Here is a 25,029-nt window from a genome sequence, read left to right as displayed (position 1 = left end):
ACCGTCACTGAGAGTGACGGTGTGTCACCCCGTGTCGCGCACAGCGGGAACATGCAACCACAAGGGAAGCGAGGTCGCTGGGGCGCAGAACCGGGTCGGGAACTTCAACGCATAGAGATTTCGCCGCAGGGTCACGAATCCTGAACGAGCGGCGGCAGTCCGCTGCCGGCCCACCTCGCCGCTATGAGGAGAACCGAGCCCGAATCCGTCCCGGTGTCCATTCCGCTCGTCGTGCTCGACGTGCGCAAGGACGGCACCGTGGCCGTCACCGTCGACGGAAGTCCACTGCACCCGGAGCCGTTCGCGCCGCCGTGGCGGCGAGCCTCGTTCGGGCAGATCATCGACCGCGCCACGGATGACCGGACGACCCCGGCGCGCGTCGAGGTCCGCGAGGCAGACGGGACGACCTTCACCGACATCATCGCGGCCCAACGTCGCCGAGCACCCCACCCGACGCCCGAGCCTGAGGAACCGGCACCGCGGCCGGCGTTCCGCACCGTCGAAGCCGACGGGTTCGTTCCCGGGGAAGACGTGGCGGTCGCCGTCGTCACCGGACACACTGACGCGTCCGGCACCGGCACGGCCCGCGCCCTGATCGACCCGGACCGGCTCGGATCGGACCTTGCGGGCGGCGTCGTGGAGGTGATGCTGTTCGGCCGTATCTCCGGCACCACGATCATCCGGCGGCTGCCATGACCACTCAGGGCCGGCAAACCGGCTCGTTCGGTGATGAGCTGACCAACGCGGCCATCATCGGGCTCGTCGGCCTGTTCGGCGTCGCCTTGGTGCTCCGCGGCGCCGGGTCCGTCGCGGCATTCCTCACCGGCACGACCCAGCCCGCCGGTGGTCCCGGGTCCGGGATCGGTGTGCTGTTCGATCCGGGCGATCCCGCTGGCGCGCTGGACGCGCCCGGCCTGACCCCGGTCGTCTACTGGCTCGTCACGGGCCTCCTGCTCGCCGTGCTCGTCACCGGCGGCGTGTGGGTCTGGTCGCGGCTGCGCCGTCACACGCACCGCGTCGAGCAAGACCCGCGCCGGATGGCGGGTATCGCCACCCGGCATGAGGTCGCTGCCGCCGCATCGGAGAAGGCGCTGCTGCGTCGCGCCGGGAACCTCCGCCCGGGTTTGGACGGTCCACGGCCCCAAGATGTCGGCTACCGGCTCGGCGCTTCCAAGGGCGCGAGTGTGTGGGCGTCGGTGGAGGACTCGATCATGGTCATCGGTCCGCCCCGCTCCGGCAAGGGCCTGCATCTGGTGATCCCCGCGATCCTCGACGCTCCCGGCGCCGTCGTGGTGACCTCGACCAGGCCGGACAACCTCACCGCGACCCTGCGCGCCCGCAGCCGGATCGGCCCCGTCGCGATCTTCGACCCGCAGCATCTCGCTGAAGGCCTGCCCGCCGGGATGCGGTGGTCACCGATCCGGGGCTGTGAGTCCCCGCAGACCGCGATGATCCGCGCCACCGGGCTCGCCGCCGGAACCGGCCTCTCATCCGGCGGCGTCGACGGCGGCGGGTTCTGGGAGGGCAAGACCCGCGCCGCGCTGCAAGCGCTCCTGCACGCCGCCGCGATCGACCACCGCCCACCGGCCGAGCTGTTCCGCTGGACCCTCGACCCGACCGCAGCCGCCGACGCGGTGGCGATCCTGACCGCCTCGGCCCAGGCGGCGACCGGATGGGCCGAGTCCCTGGAAGCGATGATCGACTCCGACCCACGCACCCGCGACTCCATCTGGCAAGGCGTGTCCCTCGCCCTCGGATCGCTCGCCGACCCCAGGGTGCTCGATGCCGTCTCACCCGGCCCCGGTGAAGGATTCGACCCCGAGCACTTCATCCAGCACAAGGGCACCCTGTTCCTCCTGGCCACCGGGTCCGGCGCGGGGGCCAGCGCCGCGCTCGTCGCGGCGCTCGTGGAAGACCTCATCGAGACCGCCCGCCGTCTCGCCGCCCGATCGGCCGGCGCGCGGCTCGATCCGCCGATGCTGCTCGCGCTGGACGAGATCGCCAACCTCTCGCCCCTGCCGTCGCTGCCGACGCTGATGGCCGAAGGCGGCGGCTCGGGCATCACCACGATGCCTGTGCTCCAGTCGCTCGCGCAGGCCAGGGACAAGTGGAACGAGCACCAGGCCGGCGCGATCTGGGATGCCTCGATCGTCAAGGTCATCCTCGGCGGGGCGTCCAACAGCCGCGATCTGCAAGACCTCAGCGCCCTGGTCGGGGAACGCGACGAGTACACCGACTCCGTGACGCTGGGTGACCATGGCACCCGCTCCAACCAGCGCTCCGTCCGGCGTGTGCCGATCTTCCCGCCCGACCGCATCCGCCGGCTCCCGTTCGGCACCGGGATCGTGCTGCTGCGCTCCGCGCCCCCGATCGTCACCGACCTGCACCCGTGGCCCCAGCGCCCCGACGCCACCCAGCTCACCGCGGACCGTGCGCAGACAGAGGCCCTGCTGCGCCGCTCTGACATCTGAGCACACGCCCAGGCGTCTGCGCGCCCACCTGCCTGCCACAGCAAGCCCCGGCATGACCGGGGACCGCGAGAGCAGACAGGAGCACACCATGTCCGACGATCCCCGCGACGATGACGCCACCACGGGCGACCTGCCCGGCCTGGACCTGGACGATGACGGCGACGAGGGCTTCGAGGACCCGCTGATCGCCGAGCCTCCGCACCCGATCAACTGGAACCTGCTGAACGCCGACGATGCCGAGGTCGAGTGGCTGGAGCTGAACCGGTGGGTGGACTGGCTGCGGCACACCTACGGTCTGCCCGCCGCGGTGATCCCGCCCGCCTGGTACACCCACCCGGAGCTGTTGTGGGAGCTGTCCGCGCTGCACCTGCACTGGCTGTGCGCCTACGACCCCGAGCAGAACGGCTCCGCGCCGCTGGGCTGGCACCGCGACTTCGCCGACGCCCGCCAGCGGCTGCGCGAGTGGGTCGCCGCATCGGGCACGAAGCTCGACCACGACCGGCCCACCCGGCAGACCGTCTGGCCCGGTGAGGAACCCGCCGACCCGATCGAGGACGTGCCGATCATTGATCGCGACGCCGAGTTCGTCGAGTTCGTCATGGCCGACGTCCAGGCTCGCCGCGATGCCGAGGAAGCGTTCTACCGCACTCTCGACCCCGACACCGGAGAAGTGTCATGAGCGACGACGGAACCATGGTGGTGTCGCCGCTCATGCACAGCCGTGAGGTCGCGGCGTACTTGAAGGTCTCGGAGTCCACCCTGTCGCGGTGGCGGTCCGCGGGCACGGGGCCGCCGTTCCTGCGCCTCGGCGGGATCGCCCGGTACCGGCTCGATGCCGTGGACCGCTGGCTGGGCGAGCTGGAACACGACCATGCCCCGGAGAGCTGAGCCGCAGCCGACCGCCGAGCCCAAGCCGGTTCCGCCGATCGGGGTGAAGGTCTCCACGGACATGGAGCGCCGCTCCTACGGCATCCGCGCCCGCGCCCGGTGGACCGACCCGACCAGCAAGCGCCGGGTGATCCGCTCGGAGATCGTGCGGGACGAAGCAGCCGCGCACGCGTTCTTCGACCAGCTCCGCAACTCCTCGACCAAGGGCATGGACGTGTCCATGACGCTGCTGGAGTTCGTCACCTCCATCGGAGACCGGTGGGCGCGGCGCCTGGACCCGACCTCCACCGGCGAGACCTACGGCTACGGGCTGAAACTCCGGGTGCTGCCCGCGCTCGGGCACCTGCCGGTCACCCAGATCACCGCCGGCATCATCGACCGCACCATCGATGAGTGGGAACAGCGCCACGGCGCCTCGACCATCAAGAACACCATCGCCCCGCTCGTGCGGGTGCTCGATGAAGCCGTGCGGGACGGGCTGATCCAGATCAACCCCGCGAAGAACCGTGCCAAACGGAGCCTGAACCGCAACGCTTTCCGCGGCCAGGCGGCCGAACATGCCTCCCCGCGGGCGCACGCGATCCCGGACATGAAGACCCTCAACCGGCTCGCCAGGGCGTGCGGGAAAGTCCATCAGTCCTACAGCGACTTCGTGATGCTCGCCGCGCTGCTCGCGGCCCGGTCCTCGGAAGTGTCCGGATTGAAGGTCGGGGACGTCGACTTCGACAAGAACCTCGTGGTGATCCGCCGGCAGGTCTTCCCCGGCAAGGGCGGACTGGTCACCAAGCCGACCAAGAGCCGCAAAGAACGCCGCGTGCCGATCCTCGAACCGCTCCGGCCCGTGCTGGAACGCCTCACCAACGGCAAGGAGCCCGAAGACTCGCTACTGGTCGGCCCGAAGGGCGGCTACCTCACCACCGCGACCGTCCGCGACGCCACCAACTGGGACGGCATCGTCGCGAAACTCGGACTGCCCGACCTCACCCGACACGGGCTACGCCACACCGGGGCGACCTGGATGGCCGACGCCGGCATCCCGCTGCACGTCCTCCAAGACATCCTCGGCCACGCCTCAATGGAGACCACCCGCGGCTACCTGCACCCCGACGACCGCCACCTCGCCTCCGCCGCCGAGCAGGCCAACGCCTTCCTCTCCGCCGCCGGACAGCGCAAGCACGCCCGACGCAGCCCCGCGACCAGGGCCCTGTGATGCGCTCGCACCCCCGCGGGAGTGCTCCCGGAACGGTTCTGGTCCCCTTTTGGTCCCCTTATCCACAGGAAGCAGGCTCGAGGCGACCTGTTCGTCCACAGGCGGCCACCGGCGAGAGCGTCGGGGGGGACCAGAGGGGGACCACGGAAAACGACCCGCGAACATGAAGAAGCCCAGGCGAGAAACCTACTCTCACCTGGGCTTTTACGTCGGGCTGACAGGATTTGAACCTGCGACCCCCTGACCCCCAGTCAGGTGCGCTACCAAGCTGCGCCACAGCCCGTGGCATGGATTTTCAGTTGTTCTGGGCCGTCCGGGAGGGGTAAACCCCTTAACCCCCAGTCAAGTGCGCTACCAAGCTGCGCCACATCCCGTTGTTTAGTTTTCAGGTTGCCCCGCCTCGCTAACTCACCTGACCCCCAGTCAAGTACGGTACCAAGCTGCGCCACATCCCGGATGTCGTCTCGAGGACAACTCCCCTATCGTAGCCGCTCCGCGGGGGCGCTGCGAACCAGGAGCGCACTCACGTGCTTCTCGGCCGCGGCACCCGGCAATAGAGTCGCGTCATGAGCACCCCGACCCTCACCGCCGTCCTCGGTGACATCACGACCCAACGCGTCGACGCGGTCGTCAACGCCGCCAACACTGCCATGCGCGGCGGCGGCGGTGTCGATGGCGCAATCCACCGCGCGGGCGGCCCCGCGATCCTCGCCGACTGCATCCGCCGCTTTCCGCACGGACTCGCCACCGGGGATGCCGGATGGACCACCGGCGGCGACCTCCCTGCGCGCTGGGTCATCCAGGTCGTCGGACCCAACTACGCCGGCGGGCAACGCGACCGCGCGCTCCTCGCCTCCTGCTACCGCCGCGCCCTCGAGGTCGCCGACGAACTGCACGCCGCCTCGATCGCCTTCCCCCTCATCAGCGCCGGCGTGTACGCGTGGCCGAAGACCGACGCGGTGGATGCCGCCGTCACCACGCTGCGCGCCACCCCGACACACGTCCGCGACGTGCGCATCGTCGCCTTCGACGCCGCGACCCACCGGATGGTGGAAGACCGCCTCGCGCGCAAGGAACAGCCACGTACGATGGACCGGTGACCACCGGCCGGACCCTCGCATGACGGATGCCGTCCGCGCCGACGCCTGGCTCTGGGCGGTACGGGTCTACAAGACCCGCTCCGCCGCCACCACCGCATGCCGCGCCGGGCATGTACGCGTCAACGGCGAGAAGGCCAAGGCCGCGCAACCAGTGCGGATCGGCGACGAGCTGCGGGTACGGATCGCGGGATTCGACCGCATTCTCGTCGTACGGCAACTCCTCACCAAACGCGTGGGTGCTCCCATCGCCGCCGCTGCCGCCGATGACCGCACCCCGCCTCGCGAACCCGTGCCGCGCGTCGCCGTCCGTGACCGCGGCGCCGGGCGCCCCACAAAACGCGAACGCCGCGAGATCGACCGCCTCCGCGGCCGCGACTGACGGCCCGGCACGCGACAAGACCTACACCGACAACTGCTGCTGCACCCACTGCTGCAACTGCGGCGCCGGGTGCGCGCCGATCAGGCGGGCGGTCTCCTTCCCGTCCTGATACATCAACAGGGTCGGGATGCTGCTGATCGTGTGCCGTCGCGATACCCCCGGCGACTCGTCGGAGTTCACCTTCACGACCTTCAACCGCCCCGCGAACTCCCGCGACATCTGCTCCACGATCGGCGACACCATCCGGCACGGCCCGCACCACGGCGCCCACACGTCGACCAGCACCGGCAGCGAGCTCTCCTCCACGACCACCGCGAACGTCCGATCATCCGCGCTCACCTGCCACGGCAGGTCGGCGTGACACAACGCGCACCGCACCCGGCCGGACTGCGCGGCGCGCACCCGGTTCTTGGTCCCGCACGCAGGACACACCACCACAACGTTCCCGGCATCCTCCGCCATGTCGCCCTTCTCCTTCGCCTCGCTGCGTCCCGTCCTTCCCGGGCGGCCTCTCCGGCCGCGACTCTCAGCGGTCGCGGACTCCGCCGTCTCGCGGCAGCCACGACACAGACCTCACGACACCGCCCGCCGCGCGCACCCGGTCGGCGAGCCCCCGGTCGCTGGTCACGACGGTCACCGGATGCCCGGCATCCACCAACCCCACGGCGACATCCGCGATTGCGTCATCGCCGCTCGCGGGCGCGCGGGTCACCGTGAGTCCGGCGACATCGGATGCCGCGCGGGCCGCGCCCTCCAGCACCACATGCACCTCCGGGAACCACGTCCCGGTCGCGAGCCCCAGCGCATCGCCGGGCACACCCTGTGATCGCCACACGGCAAGACGCCCCAGCAGCCGCCCCGCCGCCCCGGCACGGTCACGCCACCACCCGTCCGGCACCGACCCGACCACGTTCGCCGCATCGACGACCACCGCCGGGCGCACCGGCAGCAGCCCCCGCAACGCGGGCCACGACGCGGCGAACCCCGGGTGCAACGGCAGGCCATCCACCTCGTCGCACGGCACCCACGCCAACTCCCGACTCTCCGGGTCGCTGATCACCGGGTCGAACGACTCGACGACATCGACCACGAGCGTGCTGTACGACCAGACACCGATGTCGAAAACGCTCATCATCCGCGGGCACACCGACGCCCCCGGAACTCCGGCCTCCTCCGCCGCTTCGCGCAGCGCAGCATCCACCGCGGACTCCTCCGCGTGACGTGCCCCGCCCGGCAGCCCCCACGTGTCGCCGAAGTGACTCCAGGTCGCGCGGTGCTGCAGCAGGATGCCGCGGGCCGGGTCGACCGCGAGCAGGCCCGCGGCACCGAATCGGCCCCAGTACCGCCGGCCGTCCGGCGCTTCCACCCACGCGTCGCCCGGGTCGCGCGGCCCGGTACGCGGCGGCGGAGTCGGTCGATCGGCGTCGGTCACCCTCCCAGCCTGTCACAGCCGTTCGCCTCGCACCCGCCCTGTCGCGCACATCGTCGCCGACCCGCGCGACACACGCCGCCGCGGTCAGCGGCTGCGACGCTCACGCACCCGCATGTTCACCACGATCGGCGTCCCCGCGAAACCGAACAGCTCCCGTAGCCGCCGTTGGATGAACCGACGGTACCCGGGATCGAGGAAACCGGTCGTGAACAGCACGAACGTCGGCGGCCGCGTGGACGCCTGCGTCCCGAACAGGATGCGCGGCTGCTTGCCCCCGCGCACCGGATGCGGATGCTCGGCGACCAGCTCGGCGAGGAACGCATTGAACTTCCCGGTCGGGATGCGCTGATCCCAGGAGGCCAGCGCCGTCTCCAACGCGGGCACGAGCTTGTCCAGGTGCCGCCCGGTGCGCGCCGACAGGTTGACCCGCGGCGCCCACGACACGTGGGCCAGGTCCTGCTCGATCTCGCGCTCCAGGTACCGGCGCCGGTCCTGGTTCTCCAGTTCGGGCGTGTTCAGCAGATCCCACTTGTTGAACGCGAGCACCAGAGCCCGCCCCGATTCGAGCACGAGATCGATGATGCGGATGTCCTGCTCACTGAGCGTCTCGCTCACATCGAGCACGACGACGGCGACCTCCGCCTTCTCCAGCGCCGCCGACGTGCGCAACGACGCGTAGAAATCGGCGCCCTGCTGCAGATGGACCCGGCGACGGATGCCGGCGGTGTCCACCAGCCGCCACATCTTGCCGCCGAGCTCGACCACCTCGTCGACCGGGTCACGAGTGGTGCCCGCGAGCTCGTTGACGACGACCCGCTCCTCCCCCGCCGCCTTGTTGAGCAGCGACGACTTGCCGACGTTGGGGCGGCCGAGGATCGCCACCCGCCGTGGCCCGTCGATCTCGCCCCCCGCGACAGCCGACACCTCCGGCAGCACGTTCACGACCTCGTCAAGCAGGTCCGCGACGCCGCGCCCGTGGATGGCCGAGACCGGATGCGGCTCCCCCAGGCCCAGGTTCCACAGCGCCGCCGCCTCCGGCTCCTGCCGGGTGTCGTCGACCTTGTTGGCGACCAGGAACACCGGCTTGTGCGCCTTGCGCAGCAGCCGCACGACCTGCTCGTCGGTCGCGGTGGCGCCCACGATCGCGTCGACGACGAACAACACGACGTCCGACAGGTCGATGGCGACCTCGGCCTGCGCCGCCACGGACCGGTCGATGCCCCGGGCGTCCGGTTCCCACCCGCCAGTGTCGACGAGCGTGAACCGCCGGTCCAGCCACTCCGCCTTGTACGTGACGCGATCCCGGGTCACCCCGGGAGTGTCCTCCACGACCGCCTCCCGGCGGCCGAGGATCCGGTTGACCAGCGCCGACTTGCCGACGTTCGGCCGGCCCACGATCGCGACCACCGGCAGCGCCGGCAGCACGTCCACCGGCTCACCCCCGGCGGTGAGCCCCGCCACCAGGTCGGCGTCGTCGTCTTCGAGCTCGTACTCCTCGAGCGAGGCGCGCAGCGCCGCGGCGCGCTGATCGGCGAGGTCGTCGTCGATCGCAGCGAGCTTTTCGGCCAGCCGATCGGACCCGCCGTCGTATTCTTCGTCGGCCGCGCTCACCGGCATCCCTGCTTTCGCTGTTCAGTATTCAGTCCGGCCGGTCGCCGGGCCGCCCACCCACCGCAGAAATCCACCGCGGATGCCGCCGCGCCCACACGGCCAGGCGGAATTCCGAACGGAGGCTGCGGCGCTCTCATGCGACGGTTCCCGTCGCGTCGGCGATGACGACGAGCACCGCGGCCACGGTCTCATCGACGTCGAGGTCGGTCGAGTCCACAACCGTGACACCCGGCGCCGCGGTGAGGAAGTCCACGACGGCGCTGTCCGAGCTGTCTCGTCGGTGCAGCGCGGCGGCGACCGCGGCCGCGTCGTGGCCGGTCAGCTCGGCGCTGCGACGGGCCGCGCGCACGTCCGGCGCGGCGGTCAGCAGAATCCGCACCGGCGCGTCGGGGGCGACCACCGTCGTGATGTCGCGGCCCTCGACCACGACCCCCGGCAGGCCTGACCCGGCCACCAGTCGGCGGAACAGCGCGTTGACCGACTCGCGGATCACCGGCACCCGGGCGACGCCGCTGACGGCATCCGACACGACCGGCTCCCGGATGGCGTCGGTCACGTCGTGATCGCCGACGCTCACCCAGTAGTCATCGGGGTCCAGTGAGATCGCATAGTCGAAGTCGCCGTTGGCGTCGATCACCGCGGCCGCGTCCGACGTGTCGGCCCCGTGCGCGAGCACGTGCCATGCCAGCGCGCGGTAGGCGGCGCCGGTATCGAGGTAGCCGTACCCGAGGCGGCGGGCGACCTGCTTCGACACGCTCGACTTTCCGCTGCCTGCGGGGCCGTCGATCGCGACGACGAGGGGGGTGGGTTCAGTCATTGGTGGTGCTCGCAATCTTCCAGCCCCGGGCTTCGAGGCCCTCGACCGCATGGCGGACGATACTCGGGACGACACTGATCTCGGCGAGACCGAACTGTGCTCCCGGCGAGTGCTCCAGACGCAGGTCCTCGACATTCACACCGAGGTCGCCGAGCTCGCCGAACAGCCTCCCGAGCTGGCCGGGGGTGTCGTCGACGATGACGACGAGAGGCTCGAACCGCCGGTTCTGTCCGTGTTTGCCGGGCAGCCGGTCCACGCCGTCATTGCCGCGGCGGATCGTGTCGGCCACGGCGCGCCGGGCCCCGGGCCGGTCCGGGTCGCGAAGCGCATCGGCGACGGCTCCCAGCTCGGCGGCGAGCGCATCGAGCACCTCCACGACCGGCGCCGCATTGGCGCCGAAGATCTGTACCCACATCTCCGGGGGGGATGCCGCGATGCGCGTCGTGTCACGCACACCCTGCCCGACCAGCCGCATCGCGTCGTCGGCGGCGTCGACGAACCGGCCCGCCAGCACGCTCGCCACCAACTGCGGTACGTGGGAGACCAGCGCGACGGAACGGTCGTGTTCTTCTGGGGTCATCTCGATCGGGGTCGCCCCGAGGTCGAGCGCGAGACCTTCCACGACGGCAAGGTCGGCGGTGGGCGTCTCCTCGTCTCGGCATACCACCCAAGGCCGCCCCACGAAGATGTCGGCGCGCGCCGAAATCGCCCCGCCGCGTTCGCGACCCGCCAACGGGTGCGACCCGATGTAGCGCGTCAGATCGACGCCGCGCGTCTGCAGGGAGCGCAGCGGGTCGAGCTTGACGCTGGCGACGTCGGTCACCACCGCATCAGGAAACGCGTGCAGTTCGCGTTCGATGACGTCCGCCGTCACGTCCGGCGGCACGGCGACCACGACCAGACCGGGCCGATCGTCGGCAGCCGCGGCACGGCCGGCGCCGTAGTCGATCGCAAGGCGCAGCTGCGCCGGGGATGCGTCGTCGAGCACGACGTCGACGCCGAGCCGACGCAACCCGTGCCCGATGCTCGAGCCGAGCAGTCCCGCCCCCACGATGCGCACGGTGCCGCGGGTGCGTGCCGCGCGGGCGCGCGCCGGGGCTGTCGGCGAAGTGGTCACGGTGTCTCCGGATCCGTATCCATGGGAGGGGACGGTCGGCGCGCGAGGGTGAGCAGCGCGCCGCGTTCCACTGTAGTCAATTCCCGTGCCGCCCCCGCCGGGAGTGTGCCCAGGTGCAGGGGCCCGAACTGCCGCCGCACCAGCTCGATCACGGGATGGCCGACCTCGGCCAACATCCGCCGCACGATGCGGTTGCGGCCGGAGTGCAGGGTGAGCTCGACCAGGCTGCTGCCGACGGAGGTGTCGAGCAGCCGCGCCTTGTCGGCGGCGATCGGACCGTCGTCGAGGTCCACGCCGGCACGGAGGCGTTGCACAGTCTGCGGCGCCACCGTGCCGCGCACCTTCGCGATGTAGATCTTGTCGACCCCGAACGACGGGTGCGCGAGCACGTGAGCGAGCTCGCCGTCGTTGGTGAGCACGAGCAGGCCGCTGGTCTCGGCATCCAGCCGCCCGACGTTGAACAGCCGTTCCGGCCACTCCCGGGTGTAGCGGCGCAGGTCGGGGCGGCCCTGCTCGTCGCGCATCGAGCTGACCACCCCGGTCGGCTTGTTGAGCATGACGTACCGCTTGCTGGCGTCCAGCTGGATCGCCGTCCCGTCGACGTCGACGATGTCGGTCTCGGGCCGGACGCGGGTGCCGAGCGCGGTCACCGTCACCCCGTTGACCCGCACCCGGCCGGCCACGATGAGCTGCTCGCACACCCGTCGCGAGGCGACGCCGGCGTTCGCGAGCACTTTCTGCAGGCGCACGCCCTCGGGTCCGTCGGTCACGGCAGCGTCTCCCCCGCGAACCCGTCCGCGCCGTCGTCGAGAAGCGGTGAGATGTGCGGCAACTCGTCGAGCGAGTTGATGCCGAGGTGCGTGAGGAGCGCGTCGGTCGTGCCGTAATTGACCGCTCCGGTGTCCGGATCGGTGAACTGCTCGGTGATGAGACCGCGCGCCACGAGCGTGCGCACGACCGAGTCGACGTTGACGGCCCGGATGGCGGCGACCTGACTGCGGGTCACCGGCTGCTTGTAGGCGATGACGGCGAGGGTCTCCAGGGCCGCCTGGGACAGCCGGGTGGGGGCCTGCGCGTTCATGAACTCCGAGACGAGGTCGTCGTGGTCCTCGCGCACGTACAGCCGCCAGCCGCCGCCGACTTCCCGCAGCTCGAACCCGCGACGCGGGCCGCCGGTCTCGCCGTCGTAGTCGGCGACCAGGCCCGCCACGGCCTGCCGCACCGCCGGCACCGGTGCACCGACCGCGGTGGCCAGGGCGACCAGGCTCTGCGGTTCGTCGACGACCAGCAGGATCGCCTCCAACTGGCGCGCGACGTCCACGGGCCGCCGGAGGGCGGGCGGTGCGGTCGGGTCATCGGTCATAGTCGGCTCCCAGGGTGGCGAGGTTCTCTTCCGACCACCGCTCGGCGGTCCAGCGCAGCGTGAGCTCGCCCAGCGGCTCCCACTGCTCGAACGAGAGGGCGTTGTGGCGGTACAGCTCGAGAACGGCGATGAAGCGCGCGACGACGACGCCCGGCTGCGAGGCCCCCGCGACGAGCTCCCGGAAGGTGAGCTGGGTCGCGTCGCGCAGCATCGTCACGACCACCGCCGCCTGCTCGCGGATCGACACGAGCGGCGCGTGCAGGTGGTCGAGTCCGACGTGCGGAATCTCTTTCGGTGCGAACGCGAGCGTCGCCAGTGCCGCGAAGTCGTCGGCCGACAGCGTCCAGATCAGCTCCGGCACCGCGTTGCGGTACTTCTCGTCGAGGCGCACGGCGCGCGCGTGCCGACGGTCTTCGCGCACGAGGCACCGACCGAACCAGGCCGAGACCTCCTTGAACGCACGGTATTGCAGCAGCCGTGCGAACAACAGGTCGCGTGCTTCCAGCAGCGCGACCGACTCGGCGTCGACCAGTTCCCCCTGCGGCAGCAGCCCCGCGACCTTCATGTCGAGCAGGGTCGCAGCGACCACCAGGAACTCCGAGGCCTGTTCCAGCTCCTCTTCGTTCGACAGTCCGTGCAGGTAGGAGATGAACTCGTCGGTGACCCGGCTCAGCGAGATCTCGGTGATGTCCAGCTCATGCTTGGACAGCAGCGTCAGCAGCAGGTCGAAGGGGCCGTCGAACACGGCCAGCGAGACTCGGAACCCTTCCGCGCCGGGAGCAGGCGGCTCGGTGGCGGATGGCTCGTCAGGCGACGGCGCCACGGGCCACGAGCTCTCGCGCGAGCCGCAGATAGGCCTGCGCGGCCGCGTGCTCGGGGGCGTACTTGGTGATCGGGATGCCGGCGACCGACGCATCCGGGAACTTCACGGTGCGGCCGATCACGGTCTCTAGCACGTCGTCGCCGAACGCCTCGACGACGCGTTCGAGCACTTCACGCGAGTGCAGCGTGCGCGGATCGTACATCGTGGCGAGCACGCCGTCCAGCGTGATCGACGGGTTGAGGCGATCGCGCACCTTGTCGATCGTCTCGATCAGCAAAGCGACGCCCCGAAGCGCGAAGAACTCGCACTCCAGCGGAATCAGCACGCCGTGGCTGGCGGTGAGCGCGTTGACGGTGAGCAGCCCCAGCGAGGGCTGGCAGTCGATGAGGATCACGTCGTACTCGGACGAGACCCGGCGCAGAACCCGGGCCAGGATCATCTCCCGCGCCACCTCGTTGACCAGGTGCACCTCGGCGGCGGACAGGTCGATGTTGGCGGGGATGACGTCGAGGCCGTCGATCTGCGACGACACCAGCACGTCGTGCAGGTCGCGCTTGGCGTCCAGCAGCAGGTCGTACACGGTGGGGCCCTCGTGCGTCTGGATGCCCAGTCCCGCCGACAGCGCTCCCTGCGGGTCGAAGTCGACGGCCAGCACGCGGCGACCGTACGAGGCGAGGGCCGCGGCCAGGTTGATGGTCGTGGTCGTCTTGCCGACGCCACCCTTCTGGTTGCACAGCGCGATGATGCGCGCCGGTCCGTGGCCGTCCAGGGGCGGCGGGGTCGCAAAACCTTGGTAGGGACGACCGGTCGGCCCGATCGGCGTATCGTCCGTGGGGGCTTTCCTGGTCCCCCGCGTCTTCTCCGTCACCTACAGTCCTGCTTTCTGGGTTGCATGCCCTCTGATTCTGTCACAGCACGCGCCGAGAACCGGGGAACACGAGCCGGTACCCGCCGATCCCGGTCGGGTCGGTCGGGCGGCTCACCGGGCCCGGGGGTGGCTGGTCAGGTAGACGTCGCGGAGCGCATCGACGGTGACGTGGGTGTAGATCTGCGTCGTGGCCACCGAGGCGTGCCCGAGCAGTTCCTGCACCACCCGCACATCGGCACCGCCCTGCAGCAGGTGCGTCGCGAACGAGTGACGCAGGGTGTGCGGCGAGACATGCACGGTGAGGCGGGCGCGCTCGGCGGCGCGCTGGATGATCAGCCACGCGCTCTGCCGGGACAGCGGTGCGCCGCGGGCCCCGAGGAACAGGCGCGGGGTGGCGCGCCCGCGTGCGGCCAGCTCCGGGCGCACGCGCGCCAGATAGGCGCCGACGGCGGCCTGGGCGTACGAGCCGACCGGCACGATGCGCTCTTTGGATCCTTTGCCGCGCACACGCACCACGTCGCCGTGACCGAGGTCGTCGACATCCAGGTTCACCACTTCCGAGATGCGGGCGCCCGTCGCGTAGAGCAGTTCCAGCAGTGCGCGGTCGCGCAACCGCAACGGGTCGGTGGGCACCGCCGCATCCCCCGGTTCCGGACCGGCCGCGTCGAGCAGTGCCGCGACCTGATCGATCGTCAGCGCCTTCGGCAGCTTCTGCGCCGCCTTGGGGGGCCGGAGCTTGCCGGTGGGGTCGTCGGAGGTGATGCCCTCGCGCATCAGGAACCGGTGCAGTCCCCGCACCGACGACTGCAACCGGGCCAGCGAGCTGGCCGCCGGGGCAGGCTCCGATGCCGTACGCTCCTGGGCGAACTGCGATACGACCGCGGGGGTGACCGTCTCCGCTGCGAGGATGTCGTGCGCGGCCAACCACGCGGCGTACCCGGCCAGGTCGCGCCGATAGGCGGCGACGGTGTGATCGGACAGCCCGCGCTCGATCGTGATGTGCCGCAGGTAGGCGTCCACGGCACGGTCAAGGTTCACGCGTCGTCCGCGCCGATCGTGCGGGAGCGGCGCGACCACGGGGCGTCGGGGGGTGCCAGCGTGGACCAGCCGCGGGCGCGCGCGGTGAACGCGGCGAGGGCCCCCACCACCAGCGACGGATTCTGCAGCCGTCGGTCGAGGACGGCGTCGACGACCTCGTCCAGAGCCACCCACCGCACTTCGATGTCGGCTTCCTCGTCGGTGCGGGCGAAGATCTCGTGCGATGCGCGCAACCCGCGGGCCAGGTAGATGCGGATGGCTTCGTCACTGCCGCCCGGGGTCGTGTAGAACTCCGACAGCACCGCCCACCGGTCGGCGACGAGATCGGCTTCCTCCGCCAGCTCCCGCTGCGCCGCCCCGAGCGCGTCCTCATCGGCGACGTCGAGCAGGCCGGCCGGGATCTCCCAGTCGCGGGCGCGCACCGGGTGCCGGTACTGCTTGATCAGCAGCATCCGGTCGTCGTCGTCGAGCGCGAGCACGGCGACGGCCCCGGTGTGGTCCATGTACTCGCGCACGATGGTCTGGTCGCCGTACTGCACCCGGTCACGGCGGATGTTCCACACCCGGCCGCGGAACACGGTCTCGCTGTCGAGGACCGCCGCGGCGGTGAGCTCGTCGGTCAGGGGCGCGTCAGTCATTGTCGACGTCGAACAGCTCGCTGGCGCGGTGGCGGTCGAGGGACGCGGCGACCAGACCCCGGAACAACGGGTTCGCCTCGGTGGGGCGCGAGCGCAGTTCGGGGTGGGCCTGGGTCGCGATGTAGAACGGGTGCACGTCGCGCGGCAGTTCGACGTACTCGACGAGGTCGCGCTCGGGCGAGACCCCCGAGAACACCAGGCCCGCGCGGGCGATCTGCTCACGGTAGCGGTTGTTGACCTCGTAGCGGTGGCGGTGGCGCTCCGACGCGTGCGTCGACTCGTACAAGTCAGCGGCGAGCGAACCGTCGGCCAGTTCGGCGGCCATGAGGCCCAGCCGCATGGTCCCGCCGAGGTCTCCGCCGGCGATGATGTCGACCTGTTCGGCCATCGTCGCGATCACCGGGTGCGGGGTGTCCGGGTCGAACTCGGTCGAGGATGCGCCGTCGAGCCCGGCCACCGTGCGGGCGTACTCGATCACCATGCACTGCAACCCGAGGCAGATGCCGAGCGTGGGGATGCCCTGTTCACGGGCGAACCGCAGCGCCCCCAGCTTTCCTTCGATGCCGCGGATGCCGAACCCGCCGGGCACCACGATCCCGTCCACCGCGCCGAGGGCCTTCGCGGCCCCTCCCGCCGTCTCGCACAGGTCGGACGAGATCCACACCACGTTCACCTTCGTCTCCTGCGCGAATCCGCCGGCTTTGAGCGCCTCGGTCACCGACAGGTACGCGTCGGGCAGGTCGATGTACTTGCCCACCAGGCCGATCGTGACCTCGTGCTTGGGGTTGTGCACGGCTCGGAGCACCGAGGTCCAGCGCGTCCAGTCGACGTCGTTCGCGTGGCTGAGGCCGAGAGCGCTGACGATGTAGGCGTCCAGGCCCTGATCGTGCAGCATCGTGGGGATGTCGTAGATGCTCGGCACGTCCACCGCGTTGACGACGGCATCCTCGTCGACGTCACACATGAGCGCGATCTTGCGTTCGTTGGCGTCGGTGACGGGGCGGTCGCTGCGCAGCACGAGCGCGTCGGGCTGGATGCCGATGGAGCGCAGCGCGGCGACCGAATGCTGGGTGGGCTTGGTCTTCTGCTCGCCCGACGCTCCCATGAACGGCACCAGCGAGACGTGCACGAAGAACACGTTCCCGCGGCCGAGTTCGTGGCGGAGCTGGCGGGCCGATTCGATGAACGGCTGCGATTCGATGTCACCGACGGTGCCGCCGATCTCGGTGATGATGGCGTCGGGTTTGGGTGACTCGTCGGCCTGCAGCCGCATCCGGCGCTTGATCTCGTCGGTGATGTGCGGGATGACCTGCACGGTGTCACCGAGGTATTCACCGCGGCGTTCCTTGGCGATCACCTCGGAGTACACCTGACCGGTCGTGACGTTGGCCGCCTGACTGAGCTCGATGTCGAGGAAGCGCTCGTAGTGACCGATATCGAGGTCGGTTTCGGCCCCGTCATCGGTGACGAACACCTCGCCGTGCTGGAACGGGTTCATCGTCCCGGGATCGACATTCAGGTAGGGGTCGAGCTTCTGCATCACCACGCGCAGTCCGCGCGCGGTGAGGAGGTTCCCCAGACTCGCGGCCGTCAGGCCCTTCCCCAACGACGAAACGACACCTCCGGTCACGAAGATATGCCGGGTGGTGCCGTTCGAAATGTTCCCCGCGTCAGAAGTGTCCGTCACGGGCTTTCATCCTATCAGCCGCGAACGGGAGCGCGTTCGCACCGGCGCGTCCCGGAGCGCGCCTACCGGTCCGCGGCGCCGAGCGCGAGGAGCTCGCGGGCGTGCACGAGCGCGGCGTCGGAGTCGGCCAGGCCCGACAGCAGCCGCGCCATCTCGGCCTCGCGTTGCGGGCCGGCCAACGCCCGGACGTCGGATGCCGTGACCGACCCGTCACTGGCTTTCACCACGGAGAGGTGGTTGCCGGCGAACGCCGCCACCTGTGCAAGGTGGGTCACCGCGATGACCTGGCTGGTCCGGGCCAGCCGGGCCAGGCGCCGCCCCACCTCGATCGCCGCGGCACCGCCGATGCCGGCATCCACCTCGTCGAACACGAAGGTCGGCACCGGGTCGACCGCCGCGATCACCACCTCGATCGCGAGCATCACCCGGCTGAGCTCCCCACCCGAGGCGCCCTTGGCGACGGACCTCGGCTCCGCGCCGGGATGCGGCGCCAGCAGGACGGTGACCTCGTCGCGGCCCGTCGCCGACGGCGGTGCGGGTGCGACGGTCACGATCAGGCGCGCTTCCGGGAGCGCGAGCGCGTGCAATTCGGCGGTGACGGCGTCCGCCAGGCGGCCGGCGGCGTCGGTGCGCGCCGCGGTGAGGGCGACGGCGGCGGCGTCGACGGCAACCGACGCCGCCTCCTCGTCGGCGCGCAGCCGCTCCAGCTGTTCGTCGTCGGCATCCAACTCCATCAGCCGCGCCGAGCCGGTGGCGAGGAGGTCGATGGCCGCGTCGACGGAGCCGTGGTCGCGCGCCAGCGCGTTCAGCTGCGCGAGCCGCTCCTGAACCGAGGCCAGCTCCTGCGGTCCGCCCTCGTCGAGGTCGGCGACGTAGCCGGACAGGTCGCCGGCGACCTCAGCCACGCGGTAGCCGACGTCCTCGAGCTGCGCGGCCAGGGCCGTCAGTGCCTCGTCGTCGCCGGCACGCTCCAGAATCCGGCGCGCCTCGGACAGCATCGTCCCCACGTCGGGCTGGTCAGCGTCGCTGGACAGCGCCGCGTGCGCCGTAGCCGCGGCGAGGCGCAGCTGCTCGGCGTTGGCCAACCGGTCGGCCCGCTGCGCCAGCTCTTCGCGCTCGCCCCGCTGCGGATCGATCTGCTCGATTTCGGCGATCCGTGCCCGCAACTGCTCGGCTTCGTCGGCGCGCTCCTGGCGCGCGGCGCTCAGGCGTCCCCGCTCGGCGGTCACGCGTCGCCACCGCTCGAATGCGTCGCCGTAGCGCCGGCGTGCTGCCGCGAGCGGGGCGCCGCCGTACCGGTCCACGGCGTCGCGCTGGGCCGCGGCGGTGCGCAGGCGAAGCTGCTCGGACTGCCCGTGGACGACGACGAGCTCATCGGCCAGGTCGGCGAGCACCCCGGCGGGAGCGCCGCGCCCGCCGACGGTCGCGCGGCTGCGGCCTTCCCGCGAAATCGTGCGGCCCACGTAGAGCTCCGCGCGGTCGTCGCCTGCGGCCTCCAGCTCGCCGCCCGCCTCACGCACCCGATCGGCGACCGCGCCCCGGTCGGGCACCAGCCACACGCCGGACACGGACGCGTGGTCGGCACCGGAGCGCACCGCTCCCGAATCGGCACGGTGACCCAGCAGCAGTCCGAGCCCGGTAACGACCATGGTCTTGCCCGCGCCGGTCTCGCCGGTGATCGCGGTGAAGCCGGGACCGATCGGCAGAGTCGCCTCCGCGATCACGCCGAGGTCGCGCAGCTCGATCTGTTCGATCATGCGGTCACCGGACCGCGCCACCCGTCCACGGGCAGGCGGAACTTCCGCACGAGCCGGTCGGTGAACGCCGCCGGATGCAGGCGAGCCAAGCGCACCGGCTGCTCCGACCGCCGCACATCCACGCGGGCCCCGGCGGGGAGGTCGTGCGATCGACGACCGTCGCACCAGAGGATGCCGATGTCGCTGGTGCGGGTGAGCACCTCGACGGCGACCGAGGCCTCCGGACCGATCACCAGCGGCCGGGCGAACAGGGCGTGCGCCGACAGCGGCACGACCGCGATCGCCTCCACCGTCGGCCAGATCACCGGGCCTCCCCCCGAGAAGCTGTACGCCGTGGAGCCGGTCGGCGTCGAGATCACCACGCCGTCGCACCCGAAGGTCGACAGCGGTCGGCCGTCGATCTCCATGACGACCTCCAGCATGCGCTGACGCGACGCCTTCTCCACCGTCGCTTCGTTGAGCGCCCAGGTCTCGTAGACGAGCGCATCGGATGCGTCGGTGACCCGCACCGCGAGCGCCATCCGCTCCTCCACGCGGTAGTCGCGAGCCACGACCCGCGCGATCGCATCGTCGAGCACGTCGGCTTCGATCTCGGCGAGAAAGCCGACGTGGCCCATGTTGATCCCGAGAACCGGTGCCGTGCCGCCGCGCACCAGTTCCGCGGCGCGCAGGATCGTGCCGTCGCCACCGAGCACGATCGCCAGCTCGACCTCGTCGACGGCGATGTCCTGCCCGAGGGCTCCCACCCGTTCGGGATGACCGAGCGCGGCGTACAGCTCGGCGTCGTCGGCGGCGAGCACGGCGCGCAGCCGCGCGGTCTCCAGGGCCGCGATGACGCGCGCGGCCGCGGCCACGGTGTCCTCACGGTGGGCGTGAGCAACCACCAGGACGTTGCGTGGAGCGTTCATCGGGGTCCCGCCAGTCGGTTCACGGTGTGCACCCATTCTGTCGGCTCATCGCCCGGCACGGAAACGGCGCCGCCGGGGTCCGTGCGGCGACGCAGGTGCACCAGGTATTCCGCGTTGCCGTGGGTGCCCTCCAGGGGCGAGGCGATCAATCCCCGCACCGCGAACCCGGACCGCTCCGCCGCGTGCAGCACGTCGATGACAGCCGACGCGCGCAGCGCCGCATCGATGACGACGCCGCCGCGCACACCGGTGCGACCGACCTCGAACTGCGGCTTGATCAACGCGACCACATCGCTCTCGTCGGCGGCGACGGCGGCAACAGCCGGCCAGACCAGGGCGAGAGAGATGAACGACAGATCCGCCGTCACGAGGGACGGCGGCGCATCTATTCCACTCTCGGCATACAGCGACGCTCGGCTCATGTGGCGGACGTTGTACCCCTCGACGAGGCGCACTCCGGGGTCTTCGGCGACCACCGGTGAGAGCTGCCCGTGCCCGACATCGACGGCTGCCACGGTGGCGGCCCCTCGCGCGCGCAGCACCTGCGTGACCCCGCCCGTCGAGGCGCCGAGATCGAGACAGACCCGCCCGGAGGGATCGACTGCGAAGGCGTCGAGAGCGGCGACGAGCTTGTGCGCGGCCCGGCTCACGTACGCGTCGACACCCGTGACCCGGATGTCCGCGGCGTCGTCGACCTGGGCGGCGAGTTTGACCGCCACGTTCCCGTCCACGGTGACGTTTCCGGCCTGGATGAGGTGCGCCGCCTGGGTGCGTGACCGCGCGAGGCCTCGTGCAGCGAGCGCGGCGTCCAGCCTCACGACCCGGGAGTCAGGTCACGCGGGCCGGATTCGAGCCGGCGCGCGAGGTGGTCGTGCAGGCCCGCGTACGCGTTCGCCCGCTCGGCGAGCGGTTGCTCCTCGATCACCTCGAGCGCGGACATCAGATCCTCGCGGCGGGCGTCCGCCTCATCGGTCGACATGACCTCCACGATACGCGCAGACGGCCCCGGAAGGCTGCTCGCCACCCCTCCCCGCCGACGCAGACGGCCTCACAGCGAACTCACCGCCGAGTACGTCGGCCACACCCTCGACCTGCACGACGACGTGCCAACCGGTCGCGTCGGCTGGCACTGCTCGCGGCGTGTCACAGAGGAATGAACGGCAGCTGAGGGATTCAAGTCCTACGGGGACGATGCGGGCAGGACAGCGGGCATTGAAACGTGCGCCCGCCACTCGCCCACGGCCTCGAGATCTGTTGTCAACAGCGCAGAGACACCCAGATCAGCGAAAGACGCCGTGGGGACATAGCGTTGTAGGTAGTCGCCAGCGGCCGTGATGCAAAAGAGCAGCGCCTGCAACGAATCAGCGCCGTGTACGTCGAGCGAGGCTGTCGCCGCGCGGTTCTCGTCGAGAAACTGGTAACCGAACGAAGCCGAATCGCCACCACCACCGAGAATCTGGAGAGTCAGGTCCCCGCTATCGGTCTGGAACACTCGGCTGGCTACGATCTGGCGCTTGCGGTCAACCACTTGCGCCTGCCAGACATCCAGCGTGACGAGCCATGTTCGCGGCGGGACAGATTGCCGCCGCTTGCAGGGGGCGCAACCGCGAGCAGGCTTTGGCGCCGGCATTCATCTGGCGGTCACATGACGCCTTCGTATGCATCGGTAGAATCCAACCGGTCTGCGCTGACGCGCTCACCGAGAGGACCGTCACCGATGGTGCTGCAGGAGCGACTGGAAGGATGTCGACCGCGTCTCCCATCGCCGTCCCGGATCCACCCAGAGCAAGAGTGGCGACAAGTGGTGCTGCCGCGAGGATTGTCGTGAAGGACATGAGAGCACACCGTTCATGTACGGGTTCGATGTACGGGTTCGATAGATTTACGCTACTGAGCAGCATCAGAGGGTGTCTGTAGACCGTTTGGAGGACGGGGCAGCGATTGGAGTTCGTGTTCTCCGATCGCGGTGCGAGTAGCCAGCAACGGGCACGAACCTCACCGCGCCGACGACGCCCGCAGGCGAAGCCGCCGAGATCCACGCCACTCTCTACCCGTGACCGTTACGCACCAAAGTGACGACGATCCAGGCCCGACGGTTCGTGGGCCAGAGCACATCGTGAGCGCCAGCCTTTGCCCCGTCGGCACCGCTGCCTACACGCGCACTGCGCCCGATGGCAGGCGGCGCGAGCCAGCGATCACGCGGCCATCGTGGGCCGCCTGTTCGGCAGGACGCGCTCGGCCTTCACCTCGGACAACCCGTGCCGAACGCTGTCCCTCGGCCGGTCTTTCACCTCACGCCGGGGAAGGACCGGCCGAATAGACGGGGCCGCACGTCGCCGACCCATGCCCGGGTGTTCGACCGCCTCGGGGCCCATCGACGACCGGGCCGTCACGGACGGTCGAACGGGTCCGCGTACAGCCGATCGGGCACACGGAACCCGTAGATCGCGCGACCGGTGGCCCAGATCGCCGCCGCACCGGCCCGCACCAGGTCGACGGGTCGATCGCCTTCGGCGAGGATCCGCACATCCGCGCCGTCGATACGCACCGACGCCGAGCCGACGGTCGTGACGTCGCCCTTGGTGACGACCGCCGGATACGGCTGCTCCAGCTCGCGCAGATCGCCCAGGATGTAGGTGGGGCGGGCCGTCGTCGGCGCCGCGAGCACATGCTTGGGCCGGTCGATACCGGTCAGGACGAGCGCGGACTCGATGCCCGCCGCCTGCGCCCCCGCAATATCTGTGTCGAGCCGGTCGCCCAGGAAGAGGGCGCGCCGCGCGCCGAATCGCGCCAGCGCCTCTTCAAAGATGGGGGTCTCGGGCTTGCCCGCCACGGTCGCGAGCCGTCCCACCGCCGTGTGCACCGCGGAGACGAGGGTCCCGTTCCCGGGCGCGACGCCACGCCCCTGCGGAATGGTCCAGTCCGTGTTCGTGGCGATCCACGGGATGCCACCCTCACCCTCAGGCGCCGCAAGCGCGTACGCCGCCTCGGCGAGATGCGTCCACCCCACCTCGGGAGCGAAACCCTGCACGACCGCCGCCGGCGCGTCATCGGCGCTGCGTGTCACACGGAACCCTGCCTTCTCGACCTCGAACACCAGCCCGTCACCGCCGACCACGAGCACCGTCGCCCCAGCGGGGATCCGCTCACGCAACAACCGCATCGCGGCCTGTGGGCTGGTCACAACATCTTCGGGAGCCGTCCCCGTCAAACCGAGCTCGCGAAGGTGCTCGGCCACCACGGCGTCACGGCGCGACGCGTTGTTGGTGATGTACCCGAGCCGTCGAGTCTGCCCGGCGCGATTGAGACTGTCGATCGCGTGCGGGCGCGGACCTGCGCCGGCATACACCACGCCATCGAGGTCGGCGAGAACCGTGTCCACTCCGTCGAGCGGTGCCATCGAGCGCCGCCGCATTCTCATCGGCCCTCGCCATCCCGGCCGGTGTCGGCGTCGTCGACAATCTCGGACTCCTCGATGGCGACCGTTTCGTGTTCGCCGGGATCGATGGTCTCATCTGCGGCGTCCGCGCGGCGGCGCCACAGTGCGGCCTCCTCGTCACGACCGAGCTCCTCGAGCACCGCGGCCCGCGCGGCGAAAAGATCACCGCTCCATGAGAACGCCCGGTCGGGATCCAGTTCTGGGATATCCAGCTCCAACAGCGCGCGGTCCGGTTGACCGAGATCGAGACGCGCCCCGGACATCGCGATCGCCAGGTGCACCCGCACCGCGGTCGGGAGCGTGACCCGATCCACCGCGCGCGCTTCCTCCAGCGCGCGATCAGGGCGACCGACACCGCGTTCGCTGTCCACGATAAGCGCGATCTGGTCGTTCCGGCCCGAGATACGGCGATAGGTGCGCAGCTCGCGCAACGCGAGACCGAAGTCGCCGGTCGCGTAGGCGGTGATCCCCACCGTCTCCCGGACGACGGCCACCCGGCCCGCACGCCGCGACGCCGCCAGGGCGTGCTCGTGCGCGAGACCCGGATCGTCGTCGATCAGACGCGAGGCCATCACGAGATGGCGCGCCACCTGGTCCGCGTTCTCCTTGCTCAGTGTCTTCAACTCATTGCGCGCCGCCCCGGGAAGGTCCCGCGCCGTGACCTCCGCAGGCACATCCGGGCCCTGAGCCGCCCGACGTTCTGACGACTGAGGCGGGCGCGATGGCCGGCGCTCCGTCCGGCCTGCCGCGCCCCCGGTACGGCCGCGGTCGCTGCCCGCCCGGCCGCTACTGCCCGCACCTTGCGATCGCCGCCCCGCAGACCGATACGGACGCCGCTCATCCCACACGCGGCCGGGCTCTGCGGACCAGGCACGCTTGCCGTCACGACTCCGGAACGACTTGTCAGCGCCGGCACCGCGCGGTTTGCTGTCCCGACGGGCAAACGCATCACCGCCACGGCGCTCCGAGAAGGAACGATCGCCGCGAGGGGCGCGGCTCGGCCGCGCGTTGCCGGTGTCCGACGCCTCACGCCGTCGGTCGGGATCGCCCCGTCCCCGCTCGGGACGGGACCCGGACCCCTGCCGCGGGCGGCGCTCCTCACCTGAACCTTCCACGTCGCTCACCACAGCATCCTTCCACGACCCGTTAACGAGAAATGGCCACCCAGCACTGGGTGGCCATTTCACGAAAGAAGTCCGGCGGTGTCCTACTCTCCCACAGGGTCCCCCCTGCAGTACCATCGGCGCAGAGAGGCTTAGCTTCCGGGTTCGGAATGGGACCGGGCGTTTCCCTCTCGCTATGGCCGCCGAAACACTATTGATGTTTCAGTCTGCACAACAAAAGTCATTGTCGTGCGGTTCCCGACCGTACATCGAGAACCACTCAGTGGACGCAAGCATCTTCAGAACGAAGGTGTTATCAAGTCATCGGCTTATTAGTACCGGTCAGCTCCACGTGTTACCACGCTTCCACATCCGGCCTA

Annotated in this window: 26 protein-coding genes, 1 tRNA gene and 1 rRNA gene; 7 read left to right on the top strand and 21 right to left on the bottom strand. The window is 70.6% G+C overall.

Annotated elements, in window-relative coordinates:
• The first annotated feature begins 183 nt into the window (after window positions 1-183).
• The 5 genes from ACK5KK_RS00345 (at window position 184) to ACK5KK_RS00325 (ending at window position 4,569) form a co-directional block, all read left to right on the top strand.
• A complete protein-coding gene (locus ACK5KK_RS00345) occupies window positions 184-696 on the top strand; it encodes a hypothetical protein (RefSeq protein WP_416888105.1) in 513 nt (170 codons plus the stop codon).
• The gene (locus ACK5KK_RS00340) at window positions 693-2,471 is read left to right on the top strand and encodes a TraM recognition domain-containing protein (protein WP_416888104.1); all 1,779 of its coding nucleotides are present in this window, start codon (window positions 693-695) and stop codon (window positions 2,469-2,471) included. The genes ACK5KK_RS00345 and ACK5KK_RS00340 overlap by 4 nt, the downstream gene beginning before the upstream one ends.
• Window positions 2,472-2,559: 88 nt before the next feature.
• Window positions 2,560-3,150, top strand: coding sequence for a hypothetical protein (locus ACK5KK_RS00335; RefSeq protein WP_416888103.1), 591 nt, complete (start codon window positions 2,560-2,562; stop codon window positions 3,148-3,150).
• The gene (locus ACK5KK_RS00330) at window positions 3,147-3,359 is read left to right on the top strand and encodes a helix-turn-helix transcriptional regulator (protein WP_416888102.1); all 213 of its coding nucleotides are present in this window, start codon (window positions 3,147-3,149) and stop codon (window positions 3,357-3,359) included. Before ACK5KK_RS00335 ends, ACK5KK_RS00330 begins: the two co-directional genes overlap by 4 nt.
• The gene (locus ACK5KK_RS00325; protein WP_416888101.1) at window positions 3,343-4,569 is read left to right on the top strand and encodes a tyrosine-type recombinase/integrase; all 1,227 of its coding nucleotides are present in this window, start codon (window positions 3,343-3,345) and stop codon (window positions 4,567-4,569) included. Before ACK5KK_RS00330 ends, ACK5KK_RS00325 begins: the two co-directional genes overlap by 17 nt.
• A gap of 209 nt (window positions 4,570-4,778) precedes the next feature.
• Here ACK5KK_RS00325 and ACK5KK_RS00320 read toward each other — a convergent pair.
• Window positions 4,779-4,852 (bottom strand) — tRNA-Pro (locus ACK5KK_RS00320).
• Between the two features lie 283 nt (window positions 4,853-5,135).
• Between ACK5KK_RS00320 and ACK5KK_RS00315 the strand changes: the two genes are divergently transcribed.
• The gene (locus tag ACK5KK_RS00315) at window positions 5,136-5,669 is read left to right on the top strand and encodes an O-acetyl-ADP-ribose deacetylase (RefSeq protein ID WP_416888100.1); all 534 of its coding nucleotides are present in this window, start codon (window positions 5,136-5,138) and stop codon (window positions 5,667-5,669) included.
• Between the two features lie 19 nt (window positions 5,670-5,688).
• Window positions 5,689-6,048: an RNA-binding S4 domain-containing protein gene (locus tag ACK5KK_RS00310; RefSeq protein WP_416888099.1), complete on the top strand. Its 360-nt coding sequence runs from the start codon at window positions 5,689-5,691 to the stop codon at window positions 6,046-6,048.
• A gap of 21 nt (window positions 6,049-6,069) precedes the next feature.
• On the opposite strand, the gene trxA is transcribed toward ACK5KK_RS00310, so the two are convergent.
• From trxA to rrf, 20 genes are all read right to left on the bottom strand, one after another.
• Window positions 6,070-6,510: a thioredoxin gene (gene trxA, locus ACK5KK_RS00305; RefSeq protein ID WP_416888098.1), complete on the bottom strand. Its 441-nt coding sequence runs from the start codon at window positions 6,508-6,510 to the stop codon at window positions 6,070-6,072.
• 64 nt (window positions 6,511-6,574) lie between these two features.
• A complete protein-coding gene (locus ACK5KK_RS00300) occupies window positions 6,575-7,480 on the bottom strand; it encodes an NUDIX domain-containing protein (RefSeq protein ID WP_416888097.1) in 906 nt (301 codons plus the stop codon).
• A gap of 84 nt (window positions 7,481-7,564) precedes the next feature.
• Entirely contained in the window at window positions 7,565-9,097 is a 1,533-nt protein-coding gene (gene der, locus ACK5KK_RS00295) for a ribosome biogenesis GTPase Der (RefSeq protein WP_416888096.1), read from the bottom strand.
• Between the two features lie 127 nt (window positions 9,098-9,224).
• Entirely contained in the window at window positions 9,225-9,908 is a 684-nt protein-coding gene (gene cmk / locus ACK5KK_RS00290) for a (d)CMP kinase (protein WP_416888095.1), read from the bottom strand.
• Window positions 9,901-11,025: a prephenate dehydrogenase gene (locus ACK5KK_RS00285; protein WP_416888094.1), complete on the bottom strand. Its 1,125-nt coding sequence runs from the start codon at window positions 11,023-11,025 to the stop codon at window positions 9,901-9,903. Before ACK5KK_RS00285 ends, cmk begins: the two co-directional genes overlap by 8 nt.
• Window positions 11,022-11,795, bottom strand: a complete 774-nt coding sequence (locus ACK5KK_RS00280; RefSeq protein ID WP_416888093.1) for a pseudouridine synthase — start codon at window positions 11,793-11,795, stop codon at window positions 11,022-11,024. The genes ACK5KK_RS00285 and ACK5KK_RS00280 overlap by 4 nt, the downstream gene beginning before the upstream one ends.
• Window positions 11,792-12,388 (bottom strand): SMC-Scp complex subunit ScpB, encoded by a 597-nt coding sequence (gene scpB, locus ACK5KK_RS00275; RefSeq protein WP_416888092.1) that lies wholly within the window; start codon window positions 12,386-12,388, stop codon window positions 11,792-11,794. Before scpB ends, ACK5KK_RS00280 begins: the two co-directional genes overlap by 4 nt.
• Window positions 12,378-13,211, bottom strand: coding sequence for a segregation and condensation protein A (locus tag ACK5KK_RS00270; protein ID WP_416888091.1), 834 nt, complete (start codon window positions 13,209-13,211; stop codon window positions 12,378-12,380). The genes scpB and ACK5KK_RS00270 overlap by 11 nt, the downstream gene beginning before the upstream one ends.
• Entirely contained in the window at window positions 13,195-14,079 is an 885-nt protein-coding gene (locus tag ACK5KK_RS00265) for a ParA family protein (protein ID WP_416888090.1), read from the bottom strand. Before ACK5KK_RS00265 ends, ACK5KK_RS00270 begins: the two co-directional genes overlap by 17 nt.
• A gap of 111 nt (window positions 14,080-14,190) precedes the next feature.
• Window positions 14,191-15,117, bottom strand: coding sequence for a site-specific tyrosine recombinase XerD (xerD, locus tag ACK5KK_RS00260; RefSeq protein WP_416888089.1), 927 nt, complete (start codon window positions 15,115-15,117; stop codon window positions 14,191-14,193).
• A complete protein-coding gene (locus ACK5KK_RS00255) occupies window positions 15,114-15,755 on the bottom strand; it encodes an NUDIX domain-containing protein (RefSeq protein WP_416888088.1) in 642 nt (213 codons plus the stop codon). The genes xerD and ACK5KK_RS00255 overlap by 4 nt, the downstream gene beginning before the upstream one ends.
• Complete coding sequence (locus tag ACK5KK_RS00250; RefSeq protein WP_416888087.1) at window positions 15,748-17,442, bottom strand: CTP synthase; 1,695 nt, start codon at window positions 17,440-17,442, stop codon at window positions 15,748-15,750. The genes ACK5KK_RS00255 and ACK5KK_RS00250 overlap by 8 nt, the downstream gene beginning before the upstream one ends.
• A 62-nt stretch (window positions 17,443-17,504) precedes the next feature.
• The gene (gene recN / locus ACK5KK_RS00245; RefSeq protein WP_416888086.1) at window positions 17,505-19,199 is read right to left on the bottom strand and encodes a DNA repair protein RecN; all 1,695 of its coding nucleotides are present in this window, start codon (window positions 19,197-19,199) and stop codon (window positions 17,505-17,507) included.
• Entirely contained in the window at window positions 19,196-20,107 is a 912-nt protein-coding gene (locus tag ACK5KK_RS00240) for an NAD kinase (RefSeq protein ID WP_416888085.1), read from the bottom strand. The genes recN and ACK5KK_RS00240 overlap by 4 nt, the downstream gene beginning before the upstream one ends.
• Complete coding sequence (locus ACK5KK_RS00235; protein ID WP_416888084.1) at window positions 20,104-20,925, bottom strand: TlyA family RNA methyltransferase; 822 nt, start codon at window positions 20,923-20,925, stop codon at window positions 20,104-20,106. Before ACK5KK_RS00235 ends, ACK5KK_RS00240 begins: the two co-directional genes overlap by 4 nt.
• A complete protein-coding gene (locus ACK5KK_RS00230; RefSeq protein WP_416888083.1) occupies window positions 20,922-21,086 on the bottom strand; it encodes a hypothetical protein in 165 nt (54 codons plus the stop codon). The genes ACK5KK_RS00235 and ACK5KK_RS00230 overlap by 4 nt, the downstream gene beginning before the upstream one ends.
• Window positions 21,087-21,287: 201 nt before the next feature.
• Window positions 21,288-21,635, bottom strand: a complete 348-nt coding sequence (locus ACK5KK_RS00225; RefSeq protein ID WP_416888082.1) for a hypothetical protein — start codon at window positions 21,633-21,635, stop codon at window positions 21,288-21,290.
• 861 nt (window positions 21,636-22,496) lie between these two features.
• The gene (locus ACK5KK_RS00220) at window positions 22,497-23,528 is read right to left on the bottom strand and encodes an HAD-IIA family hydrolase (RefSeq protein ID WP_416888081.1); all 1,032 of its coding nucleotides are present in this window, start codon (window positions 23,526-23,528) and stop codon (window positions 22,497-22,499) included.
• A complete protein-coding gene (locus tag ACK5KK_RS00215; RefSeq protein ID WP_416888080.1) occupies window positions 23,525-24,220 on the bottom strand; it encodes a hypothetical protein in 696 nt (231 codons plus the stop codon). The genes ACK5KK_RS00220 and ACK5KK_RS00215 overlap by 4 nt, the downstream gene beginning before the upstream one ends.
• A 520-nt stretch (window positions 24,221-24,740) precedes the next feature.
• Window positions 24,741-24,857 (bottom strand): 5S ribosomal RNA (rrf, locus tag ACK5KK_RS00210).
• Window positions 24,858-25,029: the final 172 nt, after the last annotated feature.

Origin of the sequence: Microbacterium sp. (genome assembly GCF_047972865.1) — a bacterium.
Lineage (GTDB): Bacteria > Actinomycetota > Actinomycetes > Actinomycetales > Microbacteriaceae > Microbacterium.
This window is presented reverse-complemented; position numbering and strand designations above follow the sequence as displayed.

What these genes read in the sequence shown, in the direction of transcription:
- ACK5KK_RS00345 (WP_416888105.1), top strand. Translation starts at nt 184, where the DNA reads ATGAGGAGAACCGAGCCCGAATCCGTCCCGGTGTCCATTCCGCTCGTC.
- ACK5KK_RS00340 (WP_416888104.1), top strand. Translation starts at nt 693, where the DNA reads ATGACCACTCAGGGCCGGCAAACCGGCTCGTTCGGTGATGAGCTGACC.
- ACK5KK_RS00335 (WP_416888103.1), top strand. Translation starts at nt 2,560, where the DNA reads ATGTCCGACGATCCCCGCGACGATGACGCCACCACGGGCGACCTGCCC.
- ACK5KK_RS00330 (WP_416888102.1), top strand. Translation starts at nt 3,147, where the DNA reads ATGAGCGACGACGGAACCATGGTGGTGTCGCCGCTCATGCACAGCCGT.
- ACK5KK_RS00325 (WP_416888101.1), top strand. Translation starts at nt 3,343, where the DNA reads ATGCCCCGGAGAGCTGAGCCGCAGCCGACCGCCGAGCCCAAGCCGGTT.
- ACK5KK_RS00315 (WP_416888100.1), top strand. Translation starts at nt 5,136, where the DNA reads ATGAGCACCCCGACCCTCACCGCCGTCCTCGGTGACATCACGACCCAA.
- ACK5KK_RS00310 (WP_416888099.1), top strand. Translation starts at nt 5,689, where the DNA reads ATGACGGATGCCGTCCGCGCCGACGCCTGGCTCTGGGCGGTACGGGTC.
- trxA (WP_416888098.1), bottom strand. Translation starts at nt 6,510, where the DNA reads ATGGCGGAGGATGCCGGGAACGTTGTGGTGGTGTGTCCTGCGTGCGGG.
- der (WP_416888096.1), bottom strand. Translation starts at nt 9,097, where the DNA reads ATGCCGGTGAGCGCGGCCGACGAAGAATACGACGGCGGGTCCGATCGG.
- cmk (WP_416888095.1), bottom strand. Translation starts at nt 9,908, where the DNA reads ATGACTGAACCCACCCCCCTCGTCGTCGCGATCGACGGCCCCGCAGGC.
- scpB (WP_416888092.1), bottom strand. Translation starts at nt 12,388, where the DNA reads ATGACCGATGACCCGACCGCACCGCCCGCCCTCCGGCGGCCCGTGGAC.
- ACK5KK_RS00255 (WP_416888088.1), bottom strand. Translation starts at nt 15,755, where the DNA reads ATGACTGACGCGCCCCTGACCGACGAGCTCACCGCCGCGGCGGTCCTC.
- recN (WP_416888086.1), bottom strand. Translation starts at nt 19,199, where the DNA reads ATGATCGAACAGATCGAGCTGCGCGACCTCGGCGTGATCGCGGAGGCG.
- ACK5KK_RS00240 (WP_416888085.1), bottom strand. Translation starts at nt 20,107, where the DNA reads ATGAACGCTCCACGCAACGTCCTGGTGGTTGCTCACGCCCACCGTGAG.
- ACK5KK_RS00230 (WP_416888083.1), bottom strand. Translation starts at nt 21,086, where the DNA reads ATGTCGACCGATGAGGCGGACGCCCGCCGCGAGGATCTGATGTCCGCG.
- ACK5KK_RS00220 (WP_416888081.1), bottom strand. Translation starts at nt 23,528, where the DNA reads ATGAGAATGCGGCGGCGCTCGATGGCACCGCTCGACGGAGTGGACACG.